Here is an 11,444-nt window from a genome sequence, read left to right as displayed (position 1 = left end):
GGCCCAGTCGGTGACGGCCTGCCCGGACAGCATGCGCACGGTGACGCGGTCGGCCCAGCCGTCGCACTCCACCCGCACGAGGCGGGGCAGGTAGTCGCGTCCCCGGATGCGCCGCCCGAGGCCGGAGACGACCATGACGGGTTGCCAGTGCCGCCGGTAGACGGCGACGAGCCGCCACCAGGCCAGCAGGGGCCAGCCGACCAACCGCAGGAACGAGGCCCGGTCCAGCAGCAGCCACGACAGCCCGGCCGAGGGCAGGAAAGCGGCCATGACCAGGGCCAGGCGCCAGCCGTACAGGGTCCAGATGACCCCGAAGGCGACCGGCACGGCCACCGCGACGGGATGCCGCACCACGAGGCGGACCAGGCCCGCGACGAGGCGCGACAGCCAGATCACGATGGTGACGATGGCGGGGGTTTGCATGACGGCCGGGCGGAAGACCACGGCCGTGTCCGGGGTGGTGGAGACGAGGTTGCGTGCCTCGTCGCCGGGAAGTTTCTTGAACATTAGGCTTGGTGTCCTCTCAGGCATTGGCGTGTGTGAGAGGTCGGGGGGCCGCTGGAATGCCAGTTCCAGCGGCCCCGCTCGCGTGTCAGGCCGCCGAGCCGGTGGCCTGAGCGTGTTCGGCGTGCATTCGCTCGCAGTCGGCCAGGTACCGCGCGGCGGCTTTGAAGATCTCCCGGGCGATGTCCAGGTCTGCGGCGGTGACCGGCCCGGCCGCCCCGGTGGTCGAGACAGTCACGTCCGCCTCGTCGGACTCCAGGACCAGGTACGGCCGTCCGGACTCCAGCACCCGCGCACGCGCCCGAGTGATCGAGGCGTAGAACGAGATGCTGATCCGGGGACGCTCGCCGGGGTCGATCGACATCGACAGGTGCGTATACGGCCGCCAGTTCACGCCGCCGCCTCCTTGCCGTTGCTGGCCGCCTTGGCGTGAGCGCGAGGAGCGCGCATTTCCCGAGCCCGAATCGAGTAGGCGAGCCGTCCGGACCCGTTGACGTACGGGGTCACGGTCAGTCCGTCGAACTCGACCGGCGTGAACGGCAGGCCCGCTACCGGAGCCGGGGGCACCGGCTGAACCGGAGCGAGGATCTTGACGGCCACGGTCTTCTGCGCCGCCTTCAGCGACGGGTCGGCGTCCATCACGGGGATCTGCCAGACGAGTTCTCCCGTCTGCTTGTCCCGTGCCTGGACGAACCGGCCGTTGCTCGACGCCTCGAAGTCCTTGACCGGCTCGACCTCGCCCACGGCGTAGCAGCCGTACGGGAAGATCTGGCCGAAGCTGATCGGAATGGGTCCCTGTAGAGCCATGATTACCGCCCTCCCTTCTTGCACGGCCAACCATCTTGACTGACCAAGTTGCTTCTCCATTAAGCACTGAACCCACTTGGCTAGTCAAGCAGTCCAAGTGGGTTCAGTCGGGAAAGTTGGATTACCTAATCGGGTAGGCGTCCTCAAGCTCGTGACGATCACCGGGAAGCACTGTCTCCACGACGGCCCAGGGCTTGCCCGTCGCGTCGCAGGCGACGGCATAGACGGCCAGCAGCGCGGCCGAGGTCTTGACGCCGAGGAGGTCGCGCTCCTCCTGAGTGGGGTTGCGTGCGGTCACGTGCTCGACGATGTGGTCCAGCTCGACCCCGGCCGCGGCTTCGACGTAGCGCCGTACGCCCTGCTTGAGATCGTCGGGCTCTGTCAGCGGGCTACCTTCGGCCACGTCAGCCGGCACCCAGGTGGAGGAGATCTCAGATGCTTCGTCGTCGCGGGTGACGAGGGTCTTGCGGAGGACGACCGGCGACTTGGGTGTGATGTTGAGGTAGGCCGCGATGCGGTTGGGGGCCGGCACCGGCCCGGCCGACAGCAGCGAGCTTCCGACCTGGGTCTCTTTGCGGTCGAGCAGTTCCCGGCCCGTGCGGACCTGCCGTCCGGAGGCGATGGCGGGACGGCCGCGTACGAATCGGCCCTTGCCCTGATGGGTGACGATCCATCCCTGATCTCGGAGTACGCCCAGCGCCTTGACCACCGTGGGCCGCGCCATGCCGAATTCGGCCATGAGTTGGTGTTCGCTCGGCAGCGGTGAGCCGGGCGGATATTCGCCTGATTCGATGCGCCGTTCAAGCTCGGCGATCAGTTGGGCGTACTTGGGAGGAGTGTATTCAAATGACATCAGAGCCCCGCATTCAACATGCCTGTCTAGGCAAGCAGGCTAGCAGTGCAGGTGTGTCGCGCGAAGGCCCATTGCCGACAGGAGCCCGTAACCCAAGGGCAGCGAAGCGCCGACCTTAACGGACCTCACCCGTCAGCAGGTCGAACCAGGTCGCCCAGCCCTGCCGGACCGGCCACCGGTGAGTTTCGGCGATCTCCGGTTCTTCGTCCTGGACGGTACGGCGGATGTAGGCCAGCCCGCCGGACTGACACAGTTCGTAGAACCTGGCCTGACAGTCGCAGGTCCAGGCCAGCACCAGGACCCGCCGCGCAGGTGTGGGCTTCCACCACTCCAGTTTCCGGAAGTAACCCCGACGGATGGGGACGTGTGCGCTATGCAGGCGGTCCGGCTCGTCGAGATCGTTCACGAGGCATCCCCCGCCAGGTACGGCGGACGGGGGTACTGCTGGCGCAGTTGCCCGTACCGGTGAGCCACCCGCCGAGCAGCGGTGACGACGTCGGAGGACGGGCCGAAGGCGTAGACGGGCCGCCCGCTGGTCGAGGTACGGCCCGAGCGCCAGCGGAACCAGCGGCCATCGGTCCACACGACCAGTTCGACCCAGACCGACACCAGCGCCAGCCCGTACCCCTCGTGGACGTCGGCGGCCACGCCGTACTGCTCCAGCTCCACACGCAGCCGCTCGGCGCACTGGGCAGCCGTAACGGCCAAGGGGCGACGGCCCGCCACGAGCCGATCGGCGCTCATGACGCCACCGCCCTACGGCCCGAGCCCGAGCACTCGAAACACTCGACCGTGGACAGCTCCACGATCACGCCGTTAAGCCGGTACTCGGCATCCGCCGACGCCCGCCGAACGAGCCGCCAGCCCTTCCCCCCGGCAGGCCCCGCACCTCTCCGTCTCCGTAACCATGGGGCAAGGGTCGTAATTGCTGGTCGCTCAACCCATCCCGCGCCGATATTCCGGCCGGGCATGCCGATATCCCTTGACGGGTTAACCCCAACCCGGAAGCTTGGAAATACAGGCAGTCAAGCAGACGCAAGGGGAAGCGCCTTATGCCCGCAGAAGCGGCGGAACCGGTCATGATCCCGCCTGACCTCTGGCAGCGCCCTGAAATGCTCGACGCCCTGAAGAAACGGAACATCGGGCAGGTTTTCCGGCTTATCAGGCAATATGCGGGCGTGAGTCAGACTCGCATTGGCATTGCCGTGAATCTCAGCCAGGGCAAGGTCAGCGAGATCATGCGCGGAAGCGCGCAGGTCACAGCGCTTGACGTGTTCGAGCGGATCGCCGATGGACTGCGCATGCCCGACCCGGCCCGGCTCGCTCTCGGACTCGCCCCCCGCTCATCCGGCAGTACCCACATCATCGAGGCCGCCTCATCCCGTCGCGCTATCCCTTCTCGGGATGGGATGCCAGCGAGTCAACTCCTTAGCGTCGAAGGCGTGGTGATCGGCCCGCGTCCAACTGACGACCTGTGGGATGTCGACCTTCTGACGCTGGCCTGGGTAGTGGGAAGGCTGGATGCCCGGATGGACCGACGAACGATGCTGCTCCTCGCGGCCGGAATGACCGCCGAAACCGCGGCCTCCATCGCGGACCCCTGGGAACGCCTTTCCCGTGCGCTGAAGGGACCGCAGATGCTCGACGACGACACGATCGAACGGCTAGAAGCGCGCACCATCGGCTTCCACCGGCTCGAATACGTCATGCCCGCCCGAGCCATCTACCAAGGGCTCACGACGCACATCAACGAGCTGAGCACCCTGCTTCAAAGCGGCCCGCCCGAGCGCTACCGGCGCCGCCTGGCGGCAACAGCCGGCGAAGCCGCAACGCTGGCGTCCTGGATCGCCTGGGACCTCAAGCAGCCCGCGCAATCGGCCTCATTCGAGCGCGTCGCCGCCCTGGCCGCCGAGGAGAGCGGACACCGCGTCATCCAGGCATGCACCTACGCCTACCGGTCGTACGCCACCACCGGCCCCGAGGCCGTCGAGCACATCCGACGCGCCCAGCAGTTCCTCCCGGCCGAAGGAGACGACGCGACCCGCGCATGGTTGCTCGCCCGAGAAGCCGAAGAGTTGGCCGCGCTCGGCGACGGCCAGGCGGTCGAACTGTTGCAGCGAGCCGAGGAAGCCCACACCCGAGCCCGGCCCCACCGAGAGCGCGCATGGACCGCTTTCTCGACGCCGGACGCATGGCAGCCTTCCAACTCTCGACCTACGTACGGCTCGGCGACGAACAGCACGTCACAGAGGCGGGCCAAGCCGCCCTTGCCGCTCTCGGCCAGGACGAGGACCAAAAGCGCGTGTCGGTCGTCTACACCGACATCGCACAGGCACAGCTCCAGATCGGCGATGTGAGCGAGGGAGTCGCCTACGCCCGCCGCGCCCTCGAAGCAGCCCAGCGCACCGAATCCACCTGGGGCATGCAGCACCTCGCCAAGGTGGAGAAGGCTCTCGCCGCCCGGCCAGACCATGCCGCCCGCGAACTACTCGGCGACATCCGCGCTACTCGCCGCGCTCTGGGGACGTCTCCCGCCTGATCCACTCCAAGTAGTCCGGCGTCCCCTGGACGATCGGCACCGCCACGATCTCAGGCACCTCGTACGAGTGCAGCTCACGGACGCACGCCGCGAGGTCCTCGAAGCGGTCAGCGGTTGTCTTCATGAGCAACAACCACTCCTCCGCCTGCTGAACGTCACCACTCCACCAGTAGGTAGAGGAGACCGGCGCGACCACCTGCGCGCATGCCGCCAGTCGGCGATTCACGACCGTCGAACAGATCATGTCTGCTTCCGCACGCTCGCTTACTGTCACCCGAACCTCGATGGGTCTCGCCACCCCAAACCTCCCTACATGATGTGGCCGCACGCGCTGCACGAGACACTGCATCGACTAGCCCTCGCAGGTAGCATCCGACAGAATGCCCGAACTTCAGCCCTTTCACTAGATACAGCGCATCAGGCTAGGAAAGGGGGCGCAGGTACCGAGAGAGCCTTCACGTCAATGCGACTCGAAGAGATCTTCGAGCTTAATAAGCTTAGCTTGCCAGGCTGTCACCGAAGATCGAAATTCCTCGTGAACCCAGTCGGGGATCTCATGAACGCCTGGTATGGGCAAATCTTTTAGCGTCCTATTCGCTTGCCGGCCATAGTTGTAGCGGTACTTATTCGCTCGAATGCACGCGCAATAGTACAGCTTTTCTGGCAGGCTGAGACTTACTCTTGGGCGAAGGTAGTAGAGATCCCGACCACTATAAAACGGCTCTAACTGCACAAAGGTCTCCAGGACCGATCCCCCAACAGCGACGGTAAGCACTCCCGCGGGAATCGGTTCGATCCCAACGACTCTGCGAACGCGAGCAGTGACCCCGTTGTTCTTGCTAGAGCGGGACACGAAGTTGATTCCATTGGGGTCTTCTGTGAGTCGATTGAGCTCCAGATTGACGCCGTATACGGGTTCGAAGATCTCGCTTAGTGTAGGCATTAGCTATCCTTATCCCGATTCCCGGCCATTTTCTCGATCCTCCCAGAGAGCAACTGATGGGAAAGGAAGTGCTCTACGTGATCGCGGTAGATGTCAGGCTTAAGCAACGAGTAGTCGGTGTCCATGTATGCTTCGGCGCACCACTCGTCGTCCGCAGTCACCTTTTTTACCACAGACCGCCCGGCGGCTACGGTCCTATCAAAGTATTCGGAGAGCCAACGCTCACGGATCTGTGGCCAGAGACCGTTCTGATCGATGCGCCCGAGATGCTTCGTCTTTACGAACCCGTCGTCCTTCCAATATCCAAACCATGTGCCACTGTTCTTGGTTCGGTGCGGCTTGTGTGCCGTAAATACCATTAGGCAGGTGATAGTGCCGACCGGATAAAAGAGCTCGTCTGGAAGTGACATTACTGCGTCAAGCGAGTGGTCTCGAAGGATGGCGCTCTTGTGTGTCGAGTTGCCAATGGCGCAACCCATGGGAAGAACCACTACCGCCTTACCGTTCGGGCCGAGACAGTCGAGTAGATGTTTTGTGAAACGAAGTTCATGTAGATCCGTATCACTTTGAGAGAAAGGGGGATTAAGAAGGCCTGCTGTGGCTCGGTGCTTCTTGATGGCAGCTGTTATGGCGGGGTCGAAGCAAGATCCCTGGTATAGGTTGGCCTTACCATCTCCGCGAAGAATCATGTTGGAGGCGGCGAGAGCGAACATGTTTGGTTGCTGCTCCACTCCAACCAAACCCCGACTCTTGATCCGATCCACCTCTGCTCTGCTCTGTGATTGCGAGATCATCCGATGCATAGCAGAGATGAGAAATCCCCCGGTACCAGCGCAGATATCTAGAACCACGCTAGCCTCGTCTACTTCAGCCAGCACTGAGGATATCTCGGTGATATGACGTGGCGTCAGCACGATGCCGAGAGCCTTCTTGTCGCCACCAGTGTATTTCAGGAACTCCCCATAGAATTTTCCTACAATGTCGAAGTCATGGTATATGCTGATAAACGGCCAAACTTTTTGGTGTAGCAGTTGGATGAGTTCGTGCAGAACTCCACGGGGGTAATCCTTCGTCGGCTTGCCCAGTTCGGGATGGACGGCAATACTCGAATAAGGCTGCACCATACTTTCCTTCTTCGCCTGCGGTAGGTGCGCCTCATTAACCTGATCTTGAATTGCGCGATACCATGCGCGCTGAAGATTCTCGGCCGGAGTTATAACACTGTAGCTGGTAGCGAAGGCCGTATCTCTCAGTGCGATGAGCGTGCCGCCAACCAGCAACGGCTTTTCGCTTTCGGTTAACTTTGCGTGGTCACGCATGAACTCATGAAGTTCACGCGAGAAGGCCATCAATTCCGTTTCGCGCAGACGCTGAATAGAAGGGTCAAATGTGGCATGCTCAATGTAGTCATCCCAGGCAAGGATTGACTCAATCTCCCTGCCCTGTCTGGTGACAAGCTTCTTGGGGGCGGGAGTGCCCTTTGTGAATAGGTAGGTTGTGATGAGGAGCTGGTCTTCCTCTTGCCCGCTCGCTCCGATGGCCACCACATTGAATTCTCTCGATAGGTGGGCGGCATAGTGCAAGGCTCCATCTACCGCATAGCGGTTTGCCCGCTTCTTTCTTTCCTCGGAGGGCAAGTCTATCTCTGCGGAGAACGCAGCCAGGGGATCTGTGCTGGAATGGTCATTAGCTGAAGCTTTACACTCTATTAGCACAAGAAAATCTGGCGCTGCTGTAGAGGTAATGATATATTCGGGATATCCCATTCCGGTTCCAGCCTTGCTGGCGTTTCGCAGAAGGCGCTTGACTGAATCAATAGTGCTCTTTTGCTCTTCGACTCTAACGCTGGTCTCGGGGTCGTAATATTCGTTCGCCCGAAGAAGTTCTCGAATGAATCCTTCGGTGATTCGCTCGTTACCCAAAGCGCTGCAACTCCTTATGGCTATCTTCGTGGGCATGAGATGTGCTAGCTACCGTGGACCGCGATGTTGACGGGGGCTCAGAGGCCGAGATAATAGCCAAGATTTTCTCTTACGCATAGCCTCTCTGCTCTGGGGCGGGCAGGCCGTGTTAGACGATCTGTGGGGCGATGGAAAGTCGGGCGGGCTTCCGTGCCTAGTCTCACCACACTCGCAGCTACTCCCACGACATGCGTAGCTGCCGAGTTGCTCTTGTAGGGATCAAGGGCGGCGCTCCGCGCCGCCTCGCGGCCCTGCGCCCGCTCGGCGGCCGGGCATGCGGCCTGGGGGCCGGTCCCGGCCGCCGGCAGCTCGGGCCGTCCGCCACACACCACCAGGCCGGAACCAACGCCACAGGCAATCGCGGGGGCCCGCCTACAACGCCCCGACCATCGACCGCTGACCTCTCAGCCGTCGGTGTCTTCCCCGCTTTCGGATCTCCCGTTCACCGCCCGGACCAGCCAGCGCAGGAGCAGCGCACCCACGAGCCAGAAAGCTGCGGCAACGACATGCACCGCCGTGATCTTCTGGGGGCCGTCAACGACAAGGTCCGAGAGCACATCCCACAGGCACCAACACGCTAAGAAGCATGTCCAGCCGAGCAGAACCCGGCGAGCCTCACGATCCCACTTCCTGCCTGCCACGCGACCCACCTCAGAGACCCCACGCACGGCAGAGCGATCACCGTCACGCGCATATTGTGCCTCCGGCGGGGGCGCTCCGGCTCCGGGATGCCGACCGGCCGGAGAACGCGGGCCGCAGGTGGCTGATGTAGAGCCCGCGCATCCCTCCTGCCATCGACCCGGGCAAGCCCAGCAGACCAGCTCCTACGGCTCAAGCCCGTCTGTGACCCTTGGCGTCCAATTGCCGAGGAACGGCGACCGGCTGACGTACACGCGAAGACGGGCTTGCGCCTCCGTCGCCGGCCTGCTGCTGCTCCGCAGCGGGTCGACGGCATACGGGATGCGCGGACGGGGGAGGAGCGTGCGAGCCCCGGGGGCTTGATCGCGGATCGCAGGGACGGAAGCCCTACCCGGGAAGCAGGGTGAAGGCGTGCACGTGCACGGGGCGGACCGCGGCGAAGTGGCGTACGTCGAGCGTGAACACCTCGTTGACCTTCAGGCGCTCGGCCACCGCGACGACCGAGGCGTCTACGGCGCCGAGGGGGAAGTCCGCGTAGCGTTCGACCAGCGCGGCGACTCTGGAGAGGTCAGGCTTGGTCAGCTCGACGAGCGTGAACACGTCCGACTCGAGAGCGTGGAGGAACGCGGCCTCCGGTGCGGCGCCGCCGAACCTGGAGATCATGTAGCAGACTTCGGCCGCGACGAAGCTGGGGATGAGGAGTTCTCGGCGCGCATCGTGGAGGCGCTTGAACTCGCCTACCAGCGCTCATGATCGGCATCGTCGGAGATCGTGGCGGCCACGAGCGGGCCGGTATCGACGACGATCACTCGCCCTGTCCGAAGCCCTCGGCAAGGATCTCTTCGGTACGGGCGGCCACATCCGAGCGGCCGGCACGGACGGAGCCGAAGAAGGCGGGCGGCCAGGAGTCGCTCTCGGCGTGCTCGGAGGAGTGAACCAGCCGCAGCGTGTGCGCGCGGATCTCGCGGAGCTGTTCTCCGGTGAGCTGGTCGACCAGCCGATGCATGTCCTCGTACTCTTCAGGGGCAGCAGCCGTCATGGCACCGAGTCTACGTGCTGAAACTGATCGTTTCCGAGCCGTGCAATATGCGTGCAATGATCTTGCGGACCAAGGCTGAGTAAGCCCGCTCCGGTGCAGGTCAAGAGCGTCGGGGAACCTGGAATGGTCACGAGCTGTAAAACCGCCGGCTCAGCCTACCCCGGTTCGAAACCCTGGACCTGCCACCAGCAGAACAGCAGCTCAGAGGCCCTCCGGGGCCTCTCTGTGCTTTCCGGACCTGTGCAGCCGTAGGCCACTCTGAGTCCTATCTGTGGCCGGTGCACCGAATGCGCGCACGCGGTGCCGCGGGCCGCACCGCGCTTTTCGGTCTTGTGAGAGCGACGAGATGAGCCCAAGAAACGGCGAGGTGCCCCGGCCGGCTTTCGGGGCCCTGCCTGTGCCGATCTTGCCTTACGCCGCCAGGGCGTCATCATCTGGTCGGTTGGCGATCTCCTGTTGGCCGTCGAGGCACTTCGCGTAGACCCGCAGGAGGACGTCGACGCTGTGCCCGGCGCGCTCGGCTACGTCGGGGGCCGAGATTCCGCGCCACACCGCAGTCGCCTCGCAGGCCCTTACGCCGCCTATGCTGATCGCTCATGGACGGCGTCCTTGGAACGGCCAGTACCGCGGGAGCCGTCTTCGCAGGCACCAACATCGACGACATCATCATCCTGACCGTGCTGTTCCTGTCGGCCCGCGCTAACGGGAAACCCCGTCCCTGGCAGATTGTCACCGGTCAATACGTCGGCATCACGGCCCTGGTCGCTGTCTCCGTCATCGCCGCCCTCGGCCTGACCATCATCCCCGACCAATGGGTCGGCCTGCTCGGCTTAGTTCCCCTCGCTCTGGGCGTCTGGGGCCTGATCAAAGCCATACGTGCCAAGAACTCCGACGACGAACCCCCATCGGCCGTCGCCTCCGGTCTCCTCTCGGTTGCGAGCGTCACCGTCGCCAACGGCGCGGACAACATCTCGGTCTACACGCCGATGTTCCGCACCATCGGCGTGAGCGCAACCCTGATCACCATCGCAATCTTCTCTGTCCTGGTCGCCCTGTGGTGCCTGGTCGGATCCTTGCTCGGCTCCCACAAGAAGATCATCGAGTTCGTCGAGCGCTACGGACACTGGCTCGTGCCATTCGTCTTCATCGCCATCGGCACAGTGATCGTGCTCGAATCCGGAGTGATCAGCCACCTGATCGACCTACTCTGACCTCAGAAAGCAGACGCCTCCGGCGGGGCCTCCGACTCCGGGATGCGGAGCTGGTGAGTGCGGCCTGTAGGTAACTGGGGTAGGAGTCCGGGCATCCGCTCTGCCGTCGACCGGCCATCCCCAGCAGTTGGGGTCCCCATGGCTGAAGCCCATCTGAGGCCCTTGGCGTCCAATTTTCGAGGAAGAAGGGCGACCGGCTTAGGTACACGCGAAGATTGCTCACTCGTCTCAGGGGGGCAAGGTCCGGGCAGAGGAGTAATCATGCGATTCTGCGCTTTGCGGGGTGGTGGGAACGTCGGCCCTTGTATCCGCCGGCTGCAGAGCGTGCCCTGTCGTTGGTGATCCATCAAGCGTTGATCGGTATTCGTTGCATGGTCACACTTCGCCGATCTGTCGGGGTGGATATCGGGGATCCGGGGACGAGCACGCGAGTGGCTGAACGCTTCACTGCGCCCGGGCGGGATGATCGGCTGACTACCGCCTCGGACGACGCCGAAAAATACCTTGGCATCCGTGAAATTGTCAGGGTCACCGCATAGCCTCGCATCGACTCCGATGCCGACAGCCGTAGAGGTGGTCATGGACAGCGAGGTTCTCTTCGGGACGGTGGCGCCCGTGATCCCCGTCCTCGATCTGGCTGCTGCACTCGAGCGTTACCGTCAGCTGGGGTTTTCGGTGCGGAAAGCCGAAGAGGACCCCAGGTACGGGTTCGTCGCCCGGGGGTCGATTTCGCTCCATCTGACCGAGTGGAATGAGCACGATCCTGCCCGTACCGCTGCGGCCGTCTACATATATGTCTCAGACGCCGATGCCGTGTACGCCGAATGGGCCGCGGCGGACGTCGCCGGCCGCCTCGGCGCACCTCGCGACACTCCGTACGGACTCCGGGAGTTCGCCTACATCGACCCTGACGGAACACTGCATCGCGTCGGCTCGCCCATGCCCTGA

13 protein-coding genes and 1 pseudogene are annotated in these 11,444 nt (G+C 63.6%); 4 read left to right on the top strand and 10 right to left on the bottom strand.

What is annotated here, in order from left to right; all coding sequences use genetic code 11:
* From AB0J39_RS15230 to AB0J39_RS15205, 6 genes and pseudogenes are all read right to left on the bottom strand, one after another.
* Positions 1-507: pseudogene (locus AB0J39_RS15230) on the bottom strand (cell division protein FtsK); the annotation flags it as partial.
* 85 nt (positions 508-592) lie between these two features.
* Complete coding sequence (locus AB0J39_RS15225; RefSeq protein ID WP_363464514.1) at positions 593-898, bottom strand: hypothetical protein; 306 nt, start codon at positions 896-898, stop codon at positions 593-595.
* Complete coding sequence (locus AB0J39_RS15220; RefSeq protein WP_142619338.1) at positions 895-1,311, bottom strand: plasmid replication, integration and excision activator; 417 nt, start codon at positions 1,309-1,311, stop codon at positions 895-897. The genes AB0J39_RS15225 and AB0J39_RS15220 overlap by 4 nt, the downstream gene beginning before the upstream one ends.
* Before the next feature lie 121 nt (positions 1,312-1,432).
* Positions 1,433-2,164 (bottom strand): GntR family transcriptional regulator, encoded by a 732-nt coding sequence (locus tag AB0J39_RS15215; protein ID WP_363464512.1) that lies wholly within the window; start codon positions 2,162-2,164, stop codon positions 1,433-1,435.
* A 115-nt stretch (positions 2,165-2,279) separates the two neighbouring features.
* On the bottom strand, positions 2,280-2,570 hold the full coding sequence (locus AB0J39_RS15210; protein WP_363464510.1) for a hypothetical protein: 291 nt from the start codon (positions 2,568-2,570) through the stop codon (positions 2,280-2,282).
* Positions 2,567-2,908, bottom strand: coding sequence for a hypothetical protein (locus AB0J39_RS15205; RefSeq protein WP_363464508.1), 342 nt, complete (start codon positions 2,906-2,908; stop codon positions 2,567-2,569). Before AB0J39_RS15205 ends, AB0J39_RS15210 begins: the two co-directional genes overlap by 4 nt.
* 335 nt (positions 2,909-3,243) lie before the next feature.
* Here AB0J39_RS15205 and AB0J39_RS15200 point away from each other — a divergent pair, with 335 nt between their 5' ends.
* Complete coding sequence (locus AB0J39_RS15200) at positions 3,244-4,521, top strand: helix-turn-helix domain-containing protein (RefSeq protein ID WP_363464506.1); 1,278 nt, start codon at positions 3,244-3,246, stop codon at positions 4,519-4,521.
* On the top strand, positions 4,518-4,703 hold the full coding sequence (locus tag AB0J39_RS15195) for a hypothetical protein (protein ID WP_363464504.1): 186 nt from the start codon (positions 4,518-4,520) through the stop codon (positions 4,701-4,703). The genes AB0J39_RS15200 and AB0J39_RS15195 overlap by 4 nt, the downstream gene beginning before the upstream one ends.
* Here AB0J39_RS15195 and cutA read toward each other — a convergent pair.
* The 4 genes from cutA to AB0J39_RS15175 all read right to left on the bottom strand — a co-directional run bounded on the left by cutA (position 4,669) and on the right by AB0J39_RS15175 (position 9,285).
* Positions 4,669-4,947: a divalent-cation tolerance protein CutA gene (gene cutA, locus AB0J39_RS15190; protein ID WP_363464516.1), complete on the bottom strand. Its 279-nt coding sequence runs from the start codon at positions 4,945-4,947 to the stop codon at positions 4,669-4,671. The genes AB0J39_RS15195 and cutA overlap by 35 nt on opposite strands.
* 698 nt (positions 4,948-5,645) lie before the next feature.
* Positions 5,646-7,604: an N-6 DNA methylase gene (locus tag AB0J39_RS15185; protein WP_363464502.1), complete on the bottom strand. Its 1,959-nt coding sequence runs from the start codon at positions 7,602-7,604 to the stop codon at positions 5,646-5,648.
* A 1,029-nt stretch (positions 7,605-8,633) separates the two neighbouring features.
* A complete protein-coding gene (locus AB0J39_RS15180) occupies positions 8,634-8,909 on the bottom strand; it encodes a PIN domain-containing protein (RefSeq protein ID WP_363464501.1) in 276 nt (91 codons plus the stop codon).
* A 142-nt stretch (positions 8,910-9,051) separates the two neighbouring features.
* Positions 9,052-9,285, bottom strand: coding sequence for a hypothetical protein (locus AB0J39_RS15175; protein WP_363464499.1), 234 nt, complete (start codon positions 9,283-9,285; stop codon positions 9,052-9,054).
* Between the two features lie 596 nt (positions 9,286-9,881).
* Here AB0J39_RS15175 and AB0J39_RS15170 point away from each other — a divergent pair.
* Positions 9,882-10,496: a cadmium resistance transporter gene (locus AB0J39_RS15170; RefSeq protein ID WP_363464497.1), complete on the top strand. Its 615-nt coding sequence runs from the start codon at positions 9,882-9,884 to the stop codon at positions 10,494-10,496.
* 579 nt (positions 10,497-11,075) lie between these two features.
* A complete protein-coding gene (locus tag AB0J39_RS15165) occupies positions 11,076-11,444 on the top strand; it encodes a VOC family protein (protein ID WP_363464496.1) in 369 nt (122 codons plus the stop codon).

Origin of the sequence: Microbispora sp. NPDC049633, assembly GCF_040675265.1 — a bacterium.
GTDB classification, from domain to species: Bacteria; Actinomycetota; Actinomycetes; order Streptosporangiales; family Streptosporangiaceae; genus Microbispora; species Microbispora maris.
The sequence above is the reverse complement of the archived record's forward strand: the minus strand, read 5'-3'. Positions and strand labels throughout refer to the sequence as shown.

Coding starts and splice junctions, on each gene's coding strand:
- cutA (WP_363464516.1), bottom strand. CDS start 4,947: ATGATCTGTTCGACGGTCGTGAATCGCCGACTGGCGGCATGCGCGCAG.
- AB0J39_RS15180 (WP_363464501.1), bottom strand. CDS start 8,909: ATGATCTCCAGGTTCGGCGGCGCCGCACCGGAGGCCGCGTTCCTCCAC.
- AB0J39_RS15200 (WP_363464506.1), top strand. CDS start 3,244: ATGATCCCGCCTGACCTCTGGCAGCGCCCTGAAATGCTCGACGCCCTG.
- AB0J39_RS15205 (WP_363464508.1), bottom strand. CDS start 2,908: ATGAGCGCCGATCGGCTCGTGGCGGGCCGTCGCCCCTTGGCCGTTACG.
- AB0J39_RS15185 (WP_363464502.1), bottom strand. CDS start 7,604: ATGCCCACGAAGATAGCCATAAGGAGTTGCAGCGCTTTGGGTAACGAG.
- AB0J39_RS15175 (WP_363464499.1), bottom strand. CDS start 9,285: ATGACGGCTGCTGCCCCTGAAGAGTACGAGGACATGCATCGGCTGGTC.
- AB0J39_RS15170 (WP_363464497.1), top strand. CDS start 9,882: ATGGACGGCGTCCTTGGAACGGCCAGTACCGCGGGAGCCGTCTTCGCA.
- AB0J39_RS15165 (WP_363464496.1), top strand. CDS start 11,076: ATGGACAGCGAGGTTCTCTTCGGGACGGTGGCGCCCGTGATCCCCGTC.
- AB0J39_RS15215 (WP_363464512.1), bottom strand. CDS start 2,164: ATGTCATTTGAATACACTCCTCCCAAGTACGCCCAACTGATCGCCGAG.
- AB0J39_RS15220 (WP_142619338.1), bottom strand. CDS start 1,311: ATGGCTCTACAGGGACCCATTCCGATCAGCTTCGGCCAGATCTTCCCG.